The sequence below is a fragment of the Devosia sp. SL43 genome, from assembly GCF_021729885.1.
Classification (GTDB): Bacteria; Pseudomonadota; Alphaproteobacteria; order Rhizobiales; family Devosiaceae; genus Devosia.
Genome location: NZ_CP063401.1, coordinates 1,942,301 through 1,961,417, shown reverse-complemented (window position 1 = coordinate 1,961,417; position 19,117 = coordinate 1,942,301). Strand labels below are relative to the sequence as shown.

19 protein-coding genes are annotated in these 19,117 nt (G+C 60.8%); 10 read left to right on the top strand and 9 right to left on the bottom strand.

The window, feature by feature from the left end:
• Position 1 precedes the first annotated feature (1 nt).
• The 5 genes from IM737_RS09620 to IM737_RS09600 form a co-directional block, all read right to left on the bottom strand.
• The gene (locus IM737_RS09620) at positions 2–610 is read right to left on the bottom strand and encodes an NAD(P)-dependent oxidoreductase (protein ID WP_236899695.1); all 609 of its coding nucleotides are present in this window, start codon (positions 608–610) and stop codon (positions 2–4) included.
• 176 nt (positions 611–786) lie between these two features.
• The gene (locus IM737_RS09615) at positions 787–1,266 is read right to left on the bottom strand and encodes a VOC family protein (protein ID WP_236899694.1); all 480 of its coding nucleotides are present in this window, start codon (positions 1,264–1,266) and stop codon (positions 787–789) included.
• 77 nt (positions 1,267–1,343) lie between these two features.
• Positions 1,344–1,748 carry a Rieske (2Fe-2S) protein gene (locus IM737_RS09610; RefSeq protein WP_236899693.1) on the bottom strand — a complete coding sequence of 135 codons (405 nt, stop codon included), beginning with the start codon at positions 1,746–1,748 and terminating at the stop codon, positions 1,344–1,346.
• A 22-nt stretch (positions 1,749–1,770) separates the two neighbouring features.
• Positions 1,771–2,931: an alpha/beta hydrolase family protein gene (locus IM737_RS09605; protein ID WP_236899692.1), complete on the bottom strand. Its 1,161-nt coding sequence runs from the start codon at positions 2,929–2,931 to the stop codon at positions 1,771–1,773.
• A gap of 106 nt (positions 2,932–3,037) precedes the next feature.
• Positions 3,038–3,799 (bottom strand): SDR family NAD(P)-dependent oxidoreductase, encoded by a 762-nt coding sequence (locus tag IM737_RS09600; protein ID WP_236899691.1) that lies wholly within the window; start codon positions 3,797–3,799, stop codon positions 3,038–3,040.
• 138 nt (positions 3,800–3,937) lie between these two features.
• Between IM737_RS09600 and IM737_RS09595 the strand changes: the two genes are divergently transcribed.
• Positions 3,938–4,801 carry a LysR family transcriptional regulator gene (locus IM737_RS09595; protein WP_236899690.1) on the top strand — a complete coding sequence of 288 codons (864 nt, stop codon included), beginning with the start codon at positions 3,938–3,940 and terminating at the stop codon, positions 4,799–4,801.
• A gap of 34 nt (positions 4,802–4,835) precedes the next feature.
• On the opposite strand, the gene IM737_RS09590 is transcribed toward IM737_RS09595, so the two are convergent.
• Both IM737_RS09590 and IM737_RS09585 read right to left on the bottom strand, forming a co-directional pair.
• Positions 4,836–5,072 carry a hypothetical protein gene (locus tag IM737_RS09590; RefSeq protein WP_236899689.1) on the bottom strand — a complete coding sequence of 79 codons (237 nt, stop codon included), beginning with the start codon at positions 5,070–5,072 and terminating at the stop codon, positions 4,836–4,838.
• The gene (locus IM737_RS09585) at positions 5,072–6,652 is read right to left on the bottom strand and encodes a phytoene desaturase family protein (protein WP_236899688.1); all 1,581 of its coding nucleotides are present in this window, start codon (positions 6,650–6,652) and stop codon (positions 5,072–5,074) included. The genes IM737_RS09590 and IM737_RS09585 overlap by 1 nt, the downstream gene beginning before the upstream one ends.
• A 169-nt stretch (positions 6,653–6,821) precedes the next feature.
• Here IM737_RS09585 and IM737_RS09580 point away from each other — a divergent pair, with 169 nt between their 5' ends.
• Together IM737_RS09580 and IM737_RS09575 are read left to right on the top strand one after the other, a co-directional pair.
• Complete coding sequence (locus tag IM737_RS09580) at positions 6,822–7,466, top strand: cupin domain-containing protein (RefSeq protein ID WP_236899687.1); 645 nt, start codon at positions 6,822–6,824, stop codon at positions 7,464–7,466.
• Between the two features lie 34 nt (positions 7,467–7,500).
• Complete coding sequence (locus IM737_RS09575; RefSeq protein WP_236899686.1) at positions 7,501–8,313, top strand: SDR family NAD(P)-dependent oxidoreductase; 813 nt, start codon at positions 7,501–7,503, stop codon at positions 8,311–8,313.
• Between the two features lie 224 nt (positions 8,314–8,537).
• Here the strand turns inward: IM737_RS09575 and IM737_RS09570 are convergent, their stop codons facing one another.
• Positions 8,538–9,347 (bottom strand): PAS domain-containing protein, encoded by an 810-nt coding sequence (locus IM737_RS09570; RefSeq protein ID WP_236899685.1) that lies wholly within the window; start codon positions 9,345–9,347, stop codon positions 8,538–8,540.
• Between the two features lie 746 nt (positions 9,348–10,093).
• On the opposite strand from IM737_RS09570, the gene IM737_RS09565 reads away from it, so the two are divergent.
• From IM737_RS09565 to IM737_RS09555, 3 genes are all read left to right on the top strand, one after another.
• Positions 10,094–10,321, top strand: coding sequence for a hypothetical protein (locus IM737_RS09565; RefSeq protein ID WP_236899684.1), 228 nt, complete (start codon positions 10,094–10,096; stop codon positions 10,319–10,321).
• A gap of 308 nt (positions 10,322–10,629) precedes the next feature.
• Positions 10,630–12,441, top strand: coding sequence for an ABC transporter ATP-binding protein (locus IM737_RS09560; protein WP_236899683.1), 1,812 nt, complete (start codon positions 10,630–10,632; stop codon positions 12,439–12,441).
• 138 nt (positions 12,442–12,579) lie between these two features.
• A complete protein-coding gene (locus IM737_RS09555) occupies positions 12,580–14,952 on the top strand; it encodes an AAA family ATPase (protein ID WP_236899682.1) in 2,373 nt (790 codons plus the stop codon).
• Between the two features lie 44 nt (positions 14,953–14,996).
• On the opposite strand, the gene IM737_RS09550 is transcribed toward IM737_RS09555, so the two are convergent.
• The gene (locus tag IM737_RS09550; RefSeq protein WP_236899681.1) at positions 14,997–16,070 is read right to left on the bottom strand and encodes a nucleotidyltransferase family protein; all 1,074 of its coding nucleotides are present in this window, start codon (positions 16,068–16,070) and stop codon (positions 14,997–14,999) included.
• Between the two features lie 224 nt (positions 16,071–16,294).
• On the opposite strand from IM737_RS09550, the gene IM737_RS09545 reads away from it, so the two are divergent.
• The 4 genes from IM737_RS09545 to IM737_RS09530 all read left to right on the top strand — a co-directional run bounded on the left by IM737_RS09545 (position 16,295) and on the right by IM737_RS09530 (position 19,117).
• Entirely contained in the window at positions 16,295–16,438 is a 144-nt protein-coding gene (locus IM737_RS09545) for a lasso RiPP family leader peptide-containing protein (RefSeq protein ID WP_236899680.1), read from the top strand.
• Between the two features lie 69 nt (positions 16,439–16,507).
• Positions 16,508–16,825, top strand: a complete 318-nt coding sequence (locus tag IM737_RS09540; protein ID WP_236899679.1) for a PqqD family protein — start codon at positions 16,508–16,510, stop codon at positions 16,823–16,825.
• Complete coding sequence (locus IM737_RS09535; protein ID WP_336886238.1) at positions 16,794–17,246, top strand: lasso peptide biosynthesis B2 protein; 453 nt, start codon at positions 16,794–16,796, stop codon at positions 17,244–17,246. The genes IM737_RS09540 and IM737_RS09535 overlap by 32 nt, the downstream gene beginning before the upstream one ends.
• Positions 17,243–19,117, top strand: coding sequence for an asparagine synthase-related protein (locus IM737_RS09530; RefSeq protein ID WP_236899677.1), 1,875 nt, complete (start codon positions 17,243–17,245; stop codon positions 19,115–19,117). The genes IM737_RS09535 and IM737_RS09530 overlap by 4 nt, the downstream gene beginning before the upstream one ends.

The window sequence follows — 19,117 nt, the reverse complement described above, 5'->3', positions numbered from 1 at the left end:
ATCAATAGCCGATCGTGAAGCGCTCATTGTGATGGGTAGGCGTCTCGATCTCGTTGACAACGACGATGGCGAAATCATCGAACGAAATTGATGTCGGCTGCCCGTCCTTCATCAACATGTGGTCCTTGCCGTAGCGGAACTGGCCCGTCCTTTCCCCCGGCACAAACATGCGTGGCGGGGATATGAAGGTCCAACTGGGGCTGTCGATCTGCTTGAGCATGTCCAGCATCTCGCCGCCACGCCGGGAGTTCGGTTTGACGAAATCGGGGGTTCCGGGCTGATCGACTTCCTGGGTGCCATCGGGATGCAACAGGCTGCCGGCTCCGCCAACGACCACGTACCGCTTGACGCCGGAGGCAAGCACAGCGGGGATCAGGACTTCGGGGTCGAGATCGACAAAACGCACCGACGAGACAACCGCATCGTGCCCGCTGATGGCGGCCTGGATGGATGCGCCAGTGCCGTCAACGGAGCGCGGGGTCACCTGCGCGCTGGCCTGGATGCCGGAAACGTTCCGCGCGATGGCGGTTACCTGGTGGCCGCGCTGGATCATCTCGTTGAGGATTTTGCTGCCGGCTTTGCCGGTAGCGCCAATCAATGCAACCTTCATTCGCGTCGTCCCTCGTCCCGTTGGAGCCGTTTGCGCCAGTCACCGTCAGCAGGCCCAGTTCGCTGCCGACACAGGCTTGGCGTCATCGTGTTTCATTAATTATACATACGACCAACTAAATAGCAATATGGTCTCGTGGACCTCGGCTCCCCGCGCCCGTGATCGCGTTGTGGGCGTCAGTCCGAGAAATCGGACTTGCGAAGGATTTCGACCAGCGTGTTAGAGGCGTCGAGAAAGAAGAAGGCGCGGGCTGGGACCTTGTAGCCGCTGAGCCGGGGGTCCTCCTCGACCTGCATGGGCGCGCCGTGCTGACGCATGATGCCAACGATGCGAACGCCACGGCCATGCAGATGCTCAAGCGCGCCCTGAACATCATCGACCGAGAAGCAGATGTGCTTGGTTCCGTGGGTGGCCAGGTCGGTATTGGGCTTCAGGCGTTCCTGCGGGACCTCTGCTGCGCCCTCGATCTGGAAGAGTTCGATGCGAAATCCGTTGCGCTTGATGAAGGCGATCTCCGCCCTGATGGCTGGGATTTCCGTGCGAAAATCGAGCTCGAAGCCGAACATGTCGCTCCAGAAAGCGATGGCTTCGTCGATGCTGCGTACACTGATGCCGATGTGGTGGGGTGCCAGGTTCTTCAACGCGTCTTTGCTCATTTGCAACGTCCATTGCCAGGTGATTGATCAAGCCATCGAACGGCGGTGCGGGTGCCAAACTGGATCCGCAACGTGACCTAGGGGCGTGCGCCATTGCCGACCCGGGCCGGCATGCCGGGACGATAGGGGGCGGCCAGATAGACCTGGCCGTCACATATCGCGAGTGAAACAGGTTCGAGTGCCCCACCCATGCACGGCCCGACCTCACAGCTTCCGCTGGGAATATCAAAAAGGGCACCATGGGCAGCACACATGATCCGAGTGCGGTCGTGAGTGAGAAACTCGTCCTTGCGCCAGGCCATGCGAGCCTGGTCATAATGCGGGCAGTTGTTGCGATAGGCATAGAGCCGGTCGCCCTGCCGGACGATGAACATGGTGTCCCGCCCCTCATGCAGCGGGTCGAAGCCACGCGACATGCCGTCCGGCAGATCGGCGACCGCGCAGATGGCGTCTTCGACCAGCTTGGCCTGATGCGCGATCATCCCCGCCTCATGGCGTTCCGCATCAGGCGGTCCACCCGCCTAGTGTCTCGGCGAACCAGTCCGAGATGTAGCTGCGGCCAAAGGATAGATTGTCGGCGCCCACATGCTCGATGCCGCCCTCGCGATCGGTAAAGATCTTGAGTTCGCGCTTGGGCGAATTGATCAGTTGCTCGTAGCTTTGATGAGCATAGTCAACGCTGATCTGGCGGTCATTGGCACCATGGGTGACCAGAAATGGTACCTTGATCCTGTCCATCACACCATTGAGGTTCATGCCCTCGGTCTTGGCCAGGAAGTCATCCTGATCCTTGGCGCCGAAGACCCACCAGACATGCTTCCAGTAATGGGGGACGGGGTTCTCGCCTTCCTTGTTCATGCGCTTGTGCTGCACCTCGGCCCAGTTGTGATTGGCGCCCCAGACGGCGCCACTGGCATAGCGGGGCTCAAAGGCGGCGATGCGCGGCACGTAATAGCCGCCCAGGCTGATGCCGCTAATGCCGACGCGGCTGGCATCGACATCGTCCCGCGCAGCGACCCATTCATAGACCGGGGTGCCCCAGCGCTCGGCGTCATAGGTGGCTGGCAGGCCCTGCAGCCGCAGCGTTTCGCCGGTGCCGGGTTGATCGATGCTGAGCGTGGAAATGCCGCGCCGGGCCATCGCCTGCGGCAGCCAGGTCCAATAGAGCAGCTCCTTGCAGCTATCCAGGCCATTGAGGAAGACCACGCAGGGTGCCTCACCCTCAACGCCTTCGGCGCGGGTGAAATAGCCGGCGATGGTCTTGCCCTCATATGGGATATCGACCCGTTCGCAATTTTCCTTGCCATAGGCGACATAGCGGTTGAAGCAATCGAGTGCCTTGGCGAATGTTTCGGCACGTCCGGGATGGCCGTGGCCCTGCATCCGTTCGGCGGTCAGCAGGTAGAGCGCGGCGCGGCGCAGCTTGTCGCTGGCGGAAAACAGCCGGTTCTTGGCCTCATCCTCAGCGGCCAGCTCGATGAGCGTCTCGGCCTTTTTCATCCATTCGAGCAAGAATTCCGTGGTGCCCGCATCCTCACCCGCCTGGGACTTTGCCAACAGCGGCTTGGACATGTCGATGACTTCGCCAAGCTCAGCGCCTGACTGTATCGCGATCGACAGCGACAGGTTCCAGACGTAATTCGGGAAATACTCAAAGAGTGCCATGCGTTTCTCCAACCCTGTTTTTCAGCGACGCTACAACTGGCCGAGTCATTATTGAAATCGATTTTGGTCTCGCCCACCTATCGGCAACATCGATATGTAGGCCGGGTCAGCTGCCATCGCTGATCTGTGTGCCGCCATCGACGACGATGGTCTGTCCGGTGACGAAAGCGCCGCCGGGCGAGGCCAGCCACAAGGCCGTCGCTGCCACCTCTTCAGGTCTGCCGACGCGCCGCAGCGGCGTGGCCGCCAGGCGCTTGGCCATAAAGGCGTCATTGCGCATCAGGCCGCTTGAAAAGGGCGTCTCGATCAGGCCGGGTGCGATGGCATTGGCCCGTATATTGTCCGGCCCGAATTGCACGGCGATGTTCCGCGCCAGCTGGGCCAATGCCGCCTTGGACATGGAATAGGCGGCGATTGCGCCATTGCCGCGCAGAGCCGACAGGCTCGCCATCAGGATAACCGATCCACCACCGGCGGCGATCATGCCGGGGATGAGGGCCGCGGCAAGCCAGGTGGCGGCATGCAGGTTGACATCGAAGACGGCAGCATAGTGGTCGGGATCCAGGTTCTTGATGCCGGTAACCGGCCCTTCGATTCCGGCATTGGAAACCAGGACGTCCACGCCACCCATGAGGTGCCTGGTCTGTTCGGCCAGCTGGTCTGCGGCGGCCTTGCTGCCCAGCACGGCATGCAGGCCCTGGCAGCCAAGCTCGCCGGCTACCTGCGCGACTTCGTCGCCTCGATCGCCGGCGATGGTGACCTCGGCGCCAGCTTGCAGAAACGCTTTGGCGATGGCCAGTCCAAGGCCGCTGGCGCCGCCCGTAACCAGGGCGCGTTTTCCAGACAAGTCGAACAATGTTGATCGCATCCAAAGTCCTCCCATCACGTTCTTCGCGCGCCTCGATACATTTACAAGGCCGATAATTTGGATAGTTATGATCGGTGAAACGGATAGAACGGCATGCGCTTCAAGGGACTTGATCTCAATCTTCTGGTCGCGCTCGACGTGCTGCTGACGGAGAAGAACGTCAGTGCCGCTGCGGACAAGCTCAATCTGAGTCAATCGGCGACCTCCGGGGCATTGTCGCGGCTGCGGGACTATTTTGGCGACGAACTGCTGATTCAGGTGGGGCGCAAGATGGTGCTCTCCCCGCGTGCAATCGACCTTTCAGGCAAGGTCCGCGCGGCATTGATGCAGATCGATGGCACGATCATTCATTCACCCGGCTTCGATCCCGCCAAGGTCAACCGAAGCGTCCGGATCGCCGCCTCAGACTACGTGACCATTGTCATGCTGCAGCATGCCATCAAGGAAATCAGCCGCAAGGCGCCCGGCCTCAAGATCATCATCGAGCAGCCATACGGGAAGCCTCATGAAAGCATCGAACGCGGCGAAATCGACCTGCTCATCATGCCCGAGATTTATCTATCGCTCGAACATCCATTCGAGGAGATTTTTTCGGATGGCTATGTGGTTGTCGTCTGGGAGGGCAATACCTCGTATGGCCAATCCATCACGATGGCCGAGTACCAGGCCGCTCGACACATTGCTGTTCAGTTTGAACGCAATCAGCTCTCTTACGAGGCGGCCTATATCAAGACGCAGGGGATTGAACGGGATATTGCCGCGGTGGCCGGGAGCTTCGGCGCCCTGCCGTTTCTGATTGTCGGTACTGATTTCCTATCGACCATGCACCGCAGCCTGGCTGGTGTTTATCGAGAAATGCTGCCGCTGCGGCTGATCCCATCACCCATCGCTATCCCGGAACTGGTGGAATGCATCCAGTGGCACACCTATGCGGCGGGCGATGAATGCCTGGCCTGGGTACGCAACCAGCTTCGTGCGGCCGTGCCCGTCGAAGGCCGCTAGTCGCGCCCGGCCCAGCAATGGGACCCTCGCGGCGCTAGCGCGCGTCCCTCTTCCTGGCGGGCCTTGACGTGCGGAACAGCATGGTGACCAAGAACCAGATCGTCTTGGCGTCCAGGAGCTTGAACGCTGCGCGGGCTTCTTCCGGGCTGAGCTTTGCGGTCATCGGCATGGCGCCGAAGATCTTGCCCCGGATGACCAAGAAATTGCGCTCATCGGCCTCGATCTTGGCAACGCTCATCAGTTCCTTGCCGGTGTTATCGAGTATTTTCATCAGGCGATTACCTTCTCAAAATCAATGCCGAGGTCGTCGAACATGCGCAAAGCTGTGTTGCGGCCTGCACCGAACACGCCGCCGCCGGGATGCTGGAACGGCCCGACAAGCCAGAATCCATCGATCCCGGGCACGGTGTATTGGGCAAGGTCAGGCGTCGGACGATGTCCCGCCGACTGGTAGAGGAAGGGTGCGCAGCCATGCATGTCGCCGTTGACGAATGAGTTGGGCGACGAGCGCTCCATGTCCAGTGGCGAGTAGTGGGAGGCGGCGATGATATTGTCGGCGCCCAGATTGGAGATGAACGGATCATATTGGCGCAGGGTCTCGGCTGCGTATTGCTCCTTGATGTCATCCCAATGCGCGGCTCCTTTGCCGGCAATGTCATAGGGCGCCATGGTGATCGAGTGGAACAGCCCGGCGCCTTCGGGCGCGCGGGTGGGATCACCGTGGGTCTCGTCGCCGCCGCCCAACAGGCGACGAGGCGAGATGCGCTTGCGTCGCAGGAAGTCGAAATCGTCGAGCAGGCTGGAGAGATCGCGATAGGGGAAATATTCGAGCATGGTCGCGGCGGTGATCTCCTCGCCGGCCCGATATTTGGTGCGCTGCTTGAGATCGTAGTGGGACACAAACAGCGACTGGGTGGATGAGTTCACCCGTTTGGCGCGCGCCTCGACGCCGGGGTCGACGCCGTCGAGGAATTTACCGAGAAGATGCGGGTGAATGGCGCCGATGACACCCTTTTTGGCGCGGATCTCCTCGCCGGTACTCAACCTGACGCCCTTGGCTTCGCCGCCTTCGACCAGAATTTTGCTGACTTCGGCGTTCAGGCGCAATTCGCCGCCATGGTCCTCAAAGCAACGCAGCAGGGCGTCCGTGAGGCCGCCCGATCCGCCCACCGGCTGGCTGACGCCGAACGTGTGGATGATGCCGGGCATCAGGAAGATACCCATGCCGGTGCCCAGTTCGTCCGGCAATTGCAGGTTTTCGGTCACCAGCTTCAGCAGGTGTATCTTGAGCCGGTCGTCCTCGAATTCGCGGTCGATGATGTCCAGCGAGGATCGGTTCATCGCGTCGAGGATTTCACGCCCCTCGTCCGAGCTGTCCATCATGGCCATGAAGGGGCCAAAGGGGATGGGCGGCGAATAGAGGCCGGAGATGAACATCGGCATCATCTTCATCGAGCGTTCGGCGAAGCGGCGATAGGTCTCGGCATCGCGCTTGTTGAACCGCGCGATCTGCTCACAGGACTTGTCCAGGTCCTTGTAGGTGATCAGCGTCTCGTTATCGGGGAAGATCGAGGCATAGGGCACATCGGAGTAGCGGTAGTTCAGGCCGTATTTCGACTTGAGCTCCAGTTCGTCCTCGGTGAGCATCGGGTTGCCCTGGATCATGATGTGACACGAGCTGTGCAGATCATGGCGATAGCCCGGGGTGTTCAGCTCAAGCGTCACCACCCCGCCGCCGGCATAAGGCTGGCGCTCCAGAATCAGCACCTTGAGCCCTGCCCGCGCCAGATAGCAGCACGCCGACAGCCCATTATGTCCGGCACCCATCACAACAATATCGTAGTCAGACATGCGTCTCCTCCCCGCTCGCAGCGCTTTGCGCAGATATCCCTGTCTCCGCTCGCGACGCCGTGCCGAAGGGTGGCACATTTTCGTGCCCTCGAACTGCCCGATGCGGAATTGCGTTGAACATAGCCTTAGATTAGTTATACAATCAACCAATTAAGAAACGAGGACACCAATGGCTGGTCAAAACGTTCGGCGCGTCGTAACGGGCCACGATGCCCAGGGGCGTGCCGTTGTGGTGTCGGACTCGGTGCCGCCTCATGTCACCCGGCCCCCGCACCAGCCGGGACTGGCGTTTCACGAGCTGTGGAATACGAGGGCATGCCCGGCGCCGGTCACCGCAACCGAGCCCGAACCCACCGACCTGCACCGCGACACAGCGCCGCCTGCGCAAGGCACGGTCATCCGCATTGTCGATATTCCGCCCGAGGGCCCCGACGGTCCCGATTTTGACAAGGCAACTGCCGAGGCCTTGTTCGCCCAGGTTGGCCTCGCCGAAAACGCCGAACACACTATCCCCGGCCGCCACCCCCTGATGCACCGCACACAATCGATAGACTATGCCGTCGTTCTTGACGGGCAGATCGTTCTGCTGCTTGACGAGGAGGAGGTGGTTCTGGAGCGCGGCGACGTGGTCGTCCAGCGTGGCACCATCCATGCCTGGACGAATCGGACCGACAGCATCACCCGCATGCTGTTTGTCCTGACGGACGGGATATTCGATGCTGACCTCGCTCAGGCACAACGGGCCAATGATGAACGCGTGAAACAGGCAGCGCGAGTTGATAGGTCGCTGCCTGGCGCAGGCTCGCCGCCATAACCTATCGATAGACGACGACACAGAGGACCCATCAATGGCCTATTCGCTGGACGGGAAAGTCAGCATCGTCACCGGCGGGGCCGGTGGCATTGGCGCGCAGGTCTGCGCATTGCTGGCCGATCATGGGGCGCGCGTGATTGTCGCCGACATTGCCGAGGACCGCGCCGCGGCCCTGGCTGCTGAGCTGCGCGGGACGGGTGCGGAGGCCATGCATGTCGGCGTTGATCTGGCGGACGAAGCCAGCATCAAGGCCATGTTTGTCGCAACGCTGGATGCCTATGGTCGGCTTGATGTCATCGACAACAACGCTGCCTTGCTCAGCGCAGAAATGGCTCAGCGCGATGGAAATATCGAGAACATGGCGACGGCTGATTGGGACGCGACCTTTTCCATCAACACCCGCGGCACCATGATTGCCTGCCGGGAGGCCCTCAAGATCATGTCGCCCCAGAGAAGCGGAGCGATCATCAACACGGCCTCAAACCTGGCTCTGCAAGGCAATGTCATCCAGGCTGCCTATTCCGCCTCCAAGGCGGCGGTGATCCAGATGACCCGTTCCATAGCCACCTCGCATGGCAAGAAAGGCATCCGTGCCAATGCCGTGCTGCCCGGCTTGACGGGCACGCCGGCCGCCCTGGCGCATCTGCCGCAGGAATTGCGCGAAACAGTCGAGGAGGAAACCCTGACTCCCTACCTCGGCGCTCCAGTCGACATCGCGCATCTGGTGGTGTTTCTGGCCTCGGACGAGGCGCGCTATATCACCGGGCAGGCGATCGCCGCCGACGGCGGCACTTCGGCCCACATCCCCGGCTATGCGCGCCTGCAGCGTTTCTTTGCTGGCGAATAGCCGTTGCCGACCTATGCCTAAAACGCCGTCGCTGGGCGGGTGGTTGTCGCCCATCTCCAGATTGACTGTAGAATGAGCGAGCTGCGAGTTTGCCGAGCACCAGCTCGGCCTGCGCCGGGCAAGGTGATCTCTGCACTCGCCGGTGCGGTCGCAGTGCCGCCAATGGTGGCCGCAGCAGTCACCCGACTCCAGCCCATAAGGCTGGCCCAGAGTAGGCAATTTCGCTAAAGGGTCGCCAGCAGCTTGAGAAACTCCTGACGCGTCGGCAGGGCCTCGGCAGATTTTTCCTTTGCGAGCGCGTTGCCGACGTCCACGGTACCCAACATGATGATCATACCCCCCACCTTCTTTTCCAGCGTGTACCAGGGGCACATGACGCAGGTCTGATGAATGGGTTTGCCGTTTCGATCCTTCAGATAGGCGCGAGGCCGGCGCAACGTCGTCCCGCTCAGAACCTGGCGGTGTTCGAGCCGGACGTCGTCGCCCAAGTTGGGATGCTCATCGTAATGCTTGAGCCCCACCAGGTCGTCCGGCGACTTGTGCCCATGGCCGGCGGCCCAATAATTGCTCACCGCGAGGTATCGCATGTCGCGATCGAGAACGGCGACAGCGGCAGGAATGTTGATCAGCATGGAGCGCATCAAAAGGCTGCGGCCAGCCGCCTGCGCGTCAATCGCCGCGCGTTCGGAGATATCCCTAACGGTGCCAACGACAGCGATTACGTCTTCCTGCTTGCTCAGAACCACATCGGCAAAACACTCGATCGTCCTGACCTTTTCTGCATCCGGGGAGATCCGCAGCACAAAGTGATATCCACATTTCTGCGCGATGGCCTGGGTCAGTAGTTCTGCTCCCCGGCGCCTGTCCTCCCGGATCAAGGTGCCCAGCACCGTGTTCAAGGGTACGGGATCGCGGGTTGGGGCATATCCATAGATGCGGCATGCAGCGTCTGAAAGGTACAGCCTGCCGCTCGGTATCTCCAACTGGAAGCTGCCGATACCCATATGGTGTTCGAGCAGTTGTACTAGTGCCAACGGATTGGACTCATGTTTCCCCCAATCACGCGTTAGCACGCTGGGATTGAGAAACCCGGAGGTCATGCTAGGGGCCACACTGCACTCCCACAGAACGATTGCCGATCTAGGCAAATCCTTGTCTACTCTTCGAGCTACCCTGCGCCAATGGGCAAATCTCCCAAGGCATTAGCCAGTTCGCCCCTGGCGTGGCTGCCATTCGGACCATTGTGGTTTCCGACGCTTCTACGGCGTTACTTATCTTGCGAGCTTCTCGAAATATTGCGCTCGGATTGCCGCTGAAATTTACGTGGTTACCCGTGACGCCACCATGCTGCACCTCCTCATCCTCTCAGGTTAAAGGTGTTGCGACGATCAGTTGAACCCACCACCCCATTGGCGCCTTTCAGGAGTCGCTTTGTGGAGGGCAGGGGCCGGGAGCAGAATGACGACTTTCGACAGTAATCACCGGACATCGGACATTCCGGCTTGACGTAGCGGTTGCTTGTAGTGGGCCCAAGAGCGGAATTACTGTATGCGACAAGGTTCTTTAGTGTGGGCTGCCAGAGCCAGTTTCGAGCGAGGTGCTTTCCGGTGCGACGCCACACAGTGTCCGGGCGATTGCGTATAATCCGCACTACGCCTTGGGCGACGATGTGCGGCTCGAGGCACGAAAAATAATCTCAAGATTCCTTTCAGCTATGTCGAAAGCGGCAAAGTTGCCTTCGTTCTCGGGACATAAATGAACGCGAACTGGTGAACTTCAAATGCTCCTGACCACGACTACGCTTTACGCCCTGCCGCTGATCGTCATCTGGCTCTTCCTGTGGATGCGGGTGACCTCGATCCGCTCCGCCATCGGCTGCTCGATCGGAGCGACAGCTTGCGGGCCGTATCGCCATTGCGACTGGAATGAATCACAGCTTGCTTGCGGCGGTTTGGCGATGCCTGACGACTCCGTCGCCGTTTGTCCGCTGGCGGTTGGAACCGCGTAGCGCGAAACCCTAGGTCTCGCGGCCGTAATAAGATGCCTCTCGCCGTCGGAAACATGGCGTCCCGGACCACGAAAGAGGGTGTCCTGCATGCGCGTGAAGCATGGCACCAATTCTGGTAGCGGGATTTGTGCGGCTGGCCAGGCAAGGGGGTAGTCGATACGCTTTGGTAACCAAGAGGCTTCGGGATCGCGATGTGCACGCACCCCTGCCCATGGCCGAATTGCTTCCGACGACCTGTTGTTTTCTGACAAGTAAGGTGCCGAGATGCGTTGTCTATCCCGGTCAGTGTCAACCCTGGTGCTGTTGTCATGACGGATCAGGCCGAAGCCGCCAGACCGGCCGATGGCGGCATGGCATTCGTTAAGGCGTTGCCGCTGGGGCGGTTGAGCCCGTTGCGCCGCTTGTTGCCTTTCCTGCTGCGCTATCGCTTGCGGCTGGTGTTGACGCTGGTCTTTCTGGTGGCCTCGACGCTCGCTTCGCTGGCAGTGCCGTTCAACCTGGGCAGCCTGATCGATACCGGTTTCATCGCGCAGGATATGGGCATGATCAGTCGCTATGCCTGGATCATTGCCGCATTCGGTATCTTGGGGGCCGTCACCAATGGCTTCCGTCTCTACCTCGTCTCCTATGTCGGAGAGCGCATGCTCGCCGATCTTCGGCTGGCGGTGTTCGGCCACTTGCTGACGTTGGATGCAGCCTTTTTCGACAGGCAGCGGATGGGTGAGCTGGCATCGCGCCTCAATGGCGATGTGGCTGCGGTGCGGGCGGCCATATCTTCAACCGCGTCGGTGGCCTTGCGCTCGCTGGTGACCATGGTCGGCGCGTTCATCTTCATGCTGCTGACCAGCCCGGTCCTGACCCTTGCCGTTGTCATTGCCGGTCCGCTGATACTTATACCTATGCTGATGTTGGCGCGCCGGTTACGCAAGATGTCCCGCCGCAGCCAGGACGCGCTGGCCGAGCTGTCAGCGCAGGCCACCGAGATTCTGAGCGCCAATCGCACGGTGAAGAGCTTCACCCGCGAGGATGAGGAAGTTCGGCGTTATCGCCGGCATGGCAATGAAAGCTTTGAATCGGAGCTGAGCCGTCTGCGGGCGCGCGCCTTCCTGGTCGGTCTGCTGATGCTGATGTCCAGCCTGGCCATGATCTTCACTCTATGGTGGGGCGCACAGGCGGTCTTTGCGGGCGCGGCCACTACGGGCGAGCTGACGCAGTTCCTGCTCTATGGCGTCATGGGTGCAGGCGCCGTCGCCAGCCTTGCCGAGGTGGCGGGTACGCTGCAGTCGGTGGCCGGCTCGACCGAACGGCTGGTCGAAATTCTTGATACCAAGCCTGCCATCCAATCGCCGGCGCGCCCGCTGCCGCTGCCGGTACCCGCGCTCGGCACGGTCGAGTTTCGCGATGTGAGCTTTCGCTACGGGGCAACCGACGCTGCGGCCACCGTCAGCGATCTGTGTTTCGCCGTCGGGCAGGGGACAACCACGGCTCTGGTCGGCATGTCGGGTGGTGGCAAATCAACTATCTTCGCCCTCTTGCAGCGCCTGTACGAGGTCGGGAGCGGTTCGATCCTGGTCGACGGCCTGGACATAAGGCAGGTCGATATCGGTGAATTGCGCCGCCGGATCGCCGTCGTCGAGCAGGACCCCATCATCTTTTCCGGCACGATCGAAGACAATATCCGCTTCGGGAAGCCTGACGCCTCGAGGCAGGACGTGGTCCAGGCCGCGACCGATGCAATGGTCGACGAGTTCGTTGCCGAGCTTCCAGCGGGGTACGATACTCTGGTCGGCGAACGCGGCGTCACCCTGTCCGGCGGTCAGCGGCAGCGACTGGCCATAGCCCGGGCTCTGCTCAAGGATGCGCCGATACTCCTGCTCGACGAGGCGACCAGCGCACTCGATGCCGGCAGCGAGCAACTGGTGCAGCTCGCGCTCAAGCGCCTGCAGCGTGGCCGCACAACGCTGGTCATCGCCCACCGGCTGGCGACGATCCGGGATGCTGACACAATTCTCGTGCTCGATAAGGGCAAGATCGTCGATCAGGGCGTGCATGACGAGCTGATGGCTCGTGACGGACGCTACGCCCAACTGGGACGGCTGCAGTTCAATCATGGGGATTGACCGTCTCTGATCCATGCGCATCGCGCAGGCCTGTCCCGCTGCTGGCTTGATTGACGCTTCGCCGCCTGCCTAGTCGTATGGCTGCGGTGCGTGCCTTGAGGATATTGCGTTCGAATAGACCTAGTTGGAGATGCTTTGATGCAGGAACACAATCTGGCCGGTGAGTGGCACCCAAACCGGTTGCGCCAGGGCAATAGCGACCGAAGCTCGGGTCACAACCGCTCGTCGCTGGACCAGGCTGTTCCCTCCGACACTCAGTTCATCAATGTCGGCAAGATCCTGACGGCGATGCGCCGCCAGATATTCGTGATCGGTCTGGGTACGGGGATCGGCATCCTGCTCGGCCTGCTCTATCTCGGGCTCTCGCCAAAGAGTTACGTCGCCTATAGCCAGATTCTCATTGATGCCAATGCCGGGCAGGTTGTTGCCGATGAAGACAGTCCGCTGTCGCTGGCTGCTGGCGAGACGGATCTATTCAACCAGATCGAAGTCCTGCGCTCGGCCAGGCTCGCCAATGATGTGGCGGCCATGGAAAATCTTACGACGGACGTCAATTTCCTCAATCCGCCACCGTCCTTCACCGGACGGCTCGTCGATATCGTCAAGCAAGGAATCGGCTTCGTCACTGGCCGCCCTCCCGAACCCGATGTCCTCCACAACGAGTTGCCACCCGAAGTTGTCGCCGGTCAGTTGCGGCGCAATGTCGTCATCGAGCGTGTTGGCCGCAGCTTCGTGCTCAATCTTGGCTTCCGGTCGCCGGATCGCGAGCTGGCCTACCGTGTTGCACGCGCCTATGCCAGTGCGCTGGTTCAAGACAAGCTCAATACCAATCTCGATGCCTCCCGCACCGCAGCCGACTGGCTGCAGCAGCGACTGGCAGAACTCAGCGTCAGCCAGCAGCAGGCGACTGCAGCCATCGAGGACTTCCGTCAGCGCACCGGCCTTTCGCTGGAGAACGATACGACCGTCGTCAATCGTCGCGTCGAGTCGCTGACCCAGCAACTCGTGCTGGCACAATCGGAAACGGCCCAGATGCGGGCCCAGACAGCCCAGCTCGAGGCGCTGATTGCGTTGGGGCCGGAACAGGCGGCAAGCAGTGCATCGGTATTGACGGGTGACGGCGTGGATACAGCCAGCGTGGCCGAGCTGCGTGCGCGACGCGAATCGATCATTCGGCGCATTGCCGAGGTCACCCAGACGTTCGGTGCCGACCATCCACAAGTGGCCGCTCTGCAAGGCGAACTTTCGGGCGTGTCCAATGACATATTTGTCCAGCTTCAGGCGCTGCTCGAATACTATCGTAATCAGGTCGGCATCGCCGAGCGCCGGGAGACCGAGCTTCGAGCCGGCGTCGAGTCAGAGAATTCGAGGACGTCGGAACTTAACAGCGATCGCGCCCAGCTCAACGAGTTGCAGCAGCGCTCGCAGGCCCTGACGGTTCTCTATAATTCCTTCCTGTCGCGCTACGAAGAGCTGGTGCAGCGCCAGTCCTTTCCGATCCCGACCGCGCGTATCATCAGCGAGGCTGAGATGCCCGGCGCGGCGGCCTCTCCCAATTCGGTATTCACAATGGCCGGCGCCTTGATAGGCGGCCTCTTCTTTGGCGTGGGCTTTGCTTTCCTCAATGAAATGCGTGAACGCTCCTTCCGTATCGGTGACCAGATATCGAAAGAGCTTGGGCTGCGCTTCGTTGGCTACCTGCCTTTGCTCAGCAAGCGAGGCGGCCGCACCCGGCAGGGGAAGCCCAAGGATCATCGGGCCGATGTGGCGCTCCACAATTCGATCCGCAAACTGATCATCTCGCAAACTGCATCGGCCCCTTCGACGGCATTCACCGAAACCCTGCGCTCCACACGCTTGGCGATCGATGCGAATGGCGCCAAGGATGTGTGCCAGATCGTGGGGATCGTCTCGGCGCTGCCCAACGAGGGCAAGACGCTGGTTTCGGTCACCTTTGCCGAGATGCTGGCCAGTTCGGGCGCCAAGGTTCTGCTGCTTGATGCCGACTTCCGCCACCGCGGTGCGAGCAAGCTGGCAGCACCTGACGCCGTCAATGGATTGTTGCAGGTTTCGGCCGGGCTGCCCTGGCGCCAGGCGATCTACAAGGACGAGGAAACCGGCCTGTCCGTGCTACCCACTGTCGCGGGTGCGTCGACCGATACGCGCGACTTCCTGGGTTCGGCCGCCATGGCCCAGCTGCTTGGACAACTGCGCAACGAGTTCGACTACGTGATCATCGACCTGCCGCCGCTTGGCCCGGTCGTGGATGCGCTGGTCATCATGCCATGGACCGATTCATTCGTGTTCGTAGTCGCATGGGGCAAGACGCCAAGGCGCCTGATCCGCTCGATCATGGAAAAGGAGCCAGTTCTGGCCTCCCATATCCAGGGCGTCGTGCTCAACAAGGTCAACTTCGCCGACCTGCCGAACTTCAGCGAGCCCGGTGGTACGGAGCGGTTCATGGGCACCTATGCCGGCTCCTACCAGATACCGATGAAGAAGGTCGGCTGACCCCCAACGGTTTCCCTGCGCGCCTACCGGAAACCCCCGCAAGGCTAAGGCTTGGCGGGGGTTTCTGGTCTTTCAAACAGCCGCAACGCCGCCTCTGACGCCATGGCCCGTGCGATCTCCCTGGCATATCGGCCGGGCCGCTTCAGGCATAGGTGCCACAAGACCTCGCGACGCTTTGGCCAGACCAGGTTTGGATCTGTCGGTGTGAGCGCCATGCGCACCAGGTCCGGCCCGGAAACGGCCGGGAGCATGGCGCCGATCTCCTCGGCAAGATGGTATTTTACACCAAAGACCTCCGAAACAATGCGCAGCGCCAGCAACGCTGTGCCCCGAAGGTTCTGCGCGGCGGCAATAGTTAAGAATGTGTTAAGCTGCTGGGGAACATCAGGTGTGACGCAGGCGTATAGGTCGGCGACATGTGCGCCCACCGATTCGCGGTTGAACAGGCCCTTGACGATGCTGATGGCGGAAAGGACGGGAATGTCCTCGGCGGCCAGGTGCTCAAGGGGCATGCCCAGGACGCTCGTACGGTCGGGCCTGGCGAGGTAGCTTTGCGTGCTTCTGGGGGCCGGCGAACCCGGTTGCTGAATGCGGTAATGCAGGTCCACGGTCACAGGCGGCGGGCCGCTTTTTGTCAAGTGCTGCTCGCCGAGAAACACTCGCCACCACAACGATGACGAGGTGGTTTGGTAGCCGATGGATGATATTACATCGTATATTTTGCTGTAGTCTGACGATTTCGCAAGGATATCAATATCGGAACAGGGCCTAGAGAAGAAGTCGTCGTAAATATACTTCTGTTGAATCGGACCCTTTATGAAGATAAATCCGACATTATGTTCCAATAATGCTTTCGAAAGTGCAGCAGATTCTCGCATTATTGTTGAGTTCATCTGCATAGTCTGAAATCTATAAACATCTATATAACTGGATTGCTCATCAGTCAGCATAGGCTGCAAGGGCTCACGGAGCAGCAGCAACAGCTTGTTGCGTACCGCGATATGCATCGCGGCGGTGACCGTTTCCGATGAGGGCGCGGCTGGCGTGCGGTCGGCGCCCGGATTGAATCGGGCCCGCATTGCCGCCACCACGAGGTCCAGTTCAGGACTGAAATTCATGCGTGCCGTCTCCATCCATCACCGGTAGCCGAAAGGTGTGTTACGGACGAATGTCAATACACTTTTTTAATCGACAGGCGGTTGGCGCAATTGAACGAGAATTGCACACATCAACGGCGTGCTGGCTTCCTTGACATGAACTTTGTCGGATGAGCAGATTTTGAATTGTGAGGACACACGTTGCTCTCACGCTGAGCGATCAAGTTAAACAAATGGAGCTGAATATGAAGACGAAATCGTCGTATACTGCCCCTCGCCTTGTCCGCCATGGTTCGGTCGAGAGCCTCACTAAGGGCCAGTCCGTGGGGTCGAAGCTTGATGCCACGTTCCCGACCGGCACGGCCTTCGGCGACCTCACCTTCTCGTAAGAGATGGGGAACACTCGCTGTCGAACGCCTCGGCGCTCGGCAGCGATGTGGCATGGCCTGGAGACACAAATGGCACCTCAATCGCTGTCCGACATACCCGACGTTCCGACCTACCGCGCCATAGCGAGCGATACTGTTGTGTCCACCAGCCTAGGCGACGGAACGGCGCTCCTTGATCTGAGGAACAATCAGTATTTCAGCCTTGCCGACGTCGGCACCATCATCTGGCAGTCGCTGCAAGCGCCGCGCACGCTGGACGAAATCGTCGATGACGTGCTGGCCGTTTACGAGGTGGACCGCACTGACTGCATCCAGGACGTAGATGTGTTGCTGAGTGAGCTGATGGGGGCCGATCTTGTTGAGATCTCTCCGCCGCCGCACCAATAGGCTGAAGGCGCTGGGGCCGGGTGGCCCGGCGTTGCTGGTCGAAACTGCCCTCCTTCTAATCAGGGTTCGCCTTGCGCTAACCTTCTCGTCTCTGACAGAAATTCAACAAAGAATGCTGCCGGACACTGATCTGCCGGCCCAAATGCCGCCGGCCTCCCTGGCGCGTATGGCTTGGTGCGTCCACAACACGGCGCGCCTGGTGCCGCAGGCAAGCTGCCTGACCCAGGGGCTGGTGCTGCAAAAGCTGCTGCATCGACGCGGCGTCGCCTCAGAGCTCAAATTGGGCGTCCGCAGGGACGCTCCTGACGATCTGGCAGCCCATGCCTGGGTACTGGTCGACGACATTGTCGTGCTGGGCGGCACGGCTCGCGATCTTGAACCCTTCTCGCCGATTGCCAAGTTCAGCACCGGGCTCAAATGAGCGGCATAGCCGGCGTGATCCTTGCCGATCGTCAGCGCTCCATACCGGCAGACCTGGCGCAGAAACATGCGCGGGCCATCAGGCAACGTGGCCCGGACGGTCAGGTATCGTGGACATCAGAGAATGTTAGCCTCTCTCACGCGCATCGGGACACCACAGGCTTCTGCGAACACAATCTCGACGTGGCTGATGCTCGACTGCGCATCGTTGGCGACATACGTCTCGACAATCGTGCAGATCTGATCAGCACGCTCGGTGTTGTGGATGGAACGCCCGTCTCCGATGTCCAGCTCCTGCTGCGCGCATACTTGCGCTGGTCTGACACATGTTGCGAACATCTTCGTGGGGACTTTGCCTTCGCCATATGGGATGCGACGGAGGGCAGACTCTTCTGCGCGCGGGATCAGATGGGCGTCAAGCCGCTGTTCTACGCGCAGTATGATGATCGCTTTGTGTTTTCATCCGAGCTTGCCGGGGTGGTCGCCGATGGCGCGCCGATCGAAGATGTCCGCATGGCGGGCTTTCTTATGGGATTTGCCGTCGATCCGGGGCTCACAGCATTCCGCGGCGCCCATCGCCTGCCTGCCGGTCATTGTCTGACCTTTGAACAAGGCAAGCTGACGGTCCGACGCTATTGGTCGCTGACCAACCAGGAATACGGGACCGACCGGTCGGCCGCCGAGATTTTCCGGGAGCGCCTTGACGACGCCGTGCTGTCGCGGCTGCGGGGCAGCCCGGCGCTGGGCGCCATGCTGAGCGGAGGCCTCGATTCGTCTTCCATCGTTTCGCTCGCTGCACGGCAGCTCGGCCGGGAACCATCTCGTTCACTACACACCTACTCGTTCGACTATCCCGGAACGCCGCATCTGGACGAGCGTGACTATGTCGAGGCAGTGCTCGACGCCTATGCCGTGCAGCCGATATTCCTGGGCTTTGACGATCTGGCGCCATTGCTGGGGCTCGATGACCTGGCCAACGGTCAGAGCGATCTGATGTTCGCGCCGGGCCTGCCCAAGATGACACGGCTGTTCGCCGCTGCACACGGTGCGGGTACGCGCGTGCTGCTCGACGGGCATGGCGGCGACGAAGTCGTTTCGCACGGATTTGGCCGGCTCTCCGAACTGGCGGCCGGTGGCAACTGGTTCGGCCTGTATCGTGAACTCCGCGGCGCAGCGGGCCTGTTTGGCGAAAGCGCCAATGGCCTGTTTCTGCGCTACTTCGCAACTTATGGACCGGGTCGACGATTGCATCGGCTGGCGCAAAAAATGCGGCTGGGCCACCGGACCGCACCTCGGTCCACGACCTCGCTGTCGTTTCTGGCCCCAGCCTTTGCCGCGCGCGCCGATGCAGGTGCCCGGTACCACGAATGGCAGAGCAAACTCCGGCAGGCCCATGCCGATGAAGCAACAATGCACGCCTGGAATGTATCGACCCCCCAGGTGGGGGAGGCGTTCGAGGCGCTCGATCGGGCAGGAACTCTGGCCAATGTGGAGCTTCGCTTCCCATTCTACGACGTGCAGCTGGTGAGCTTTGCGGTTGGCGTGCCCTCCAGCGAAATCCTGCGCGATGGCTGGACGCGCAGCCTGCTTCGCCGCTCGATGCAGGACATCCTGCCGGCCAAAGTGCAATGGCGCCGCGACAAGATCGACTTCTCGTCAGAGGTTCGGCTAGGTCTGGTCAAACATCACCAGGATGTCCTGGCCGGTCTATCTCGTGGAGATAGCCCGCTGGCGGCCTATCTCGATATCGGACGGCTGCGCGGTACCGTCGCCCGGCTGATCGAGCGGCCCGAGGCAATCGACGCCACCGAGCTGTTCATGGTCTGGCGGAGCGTCTTTCTCTCATTCTGGCTGAGGAGTCGTGGCGCATGA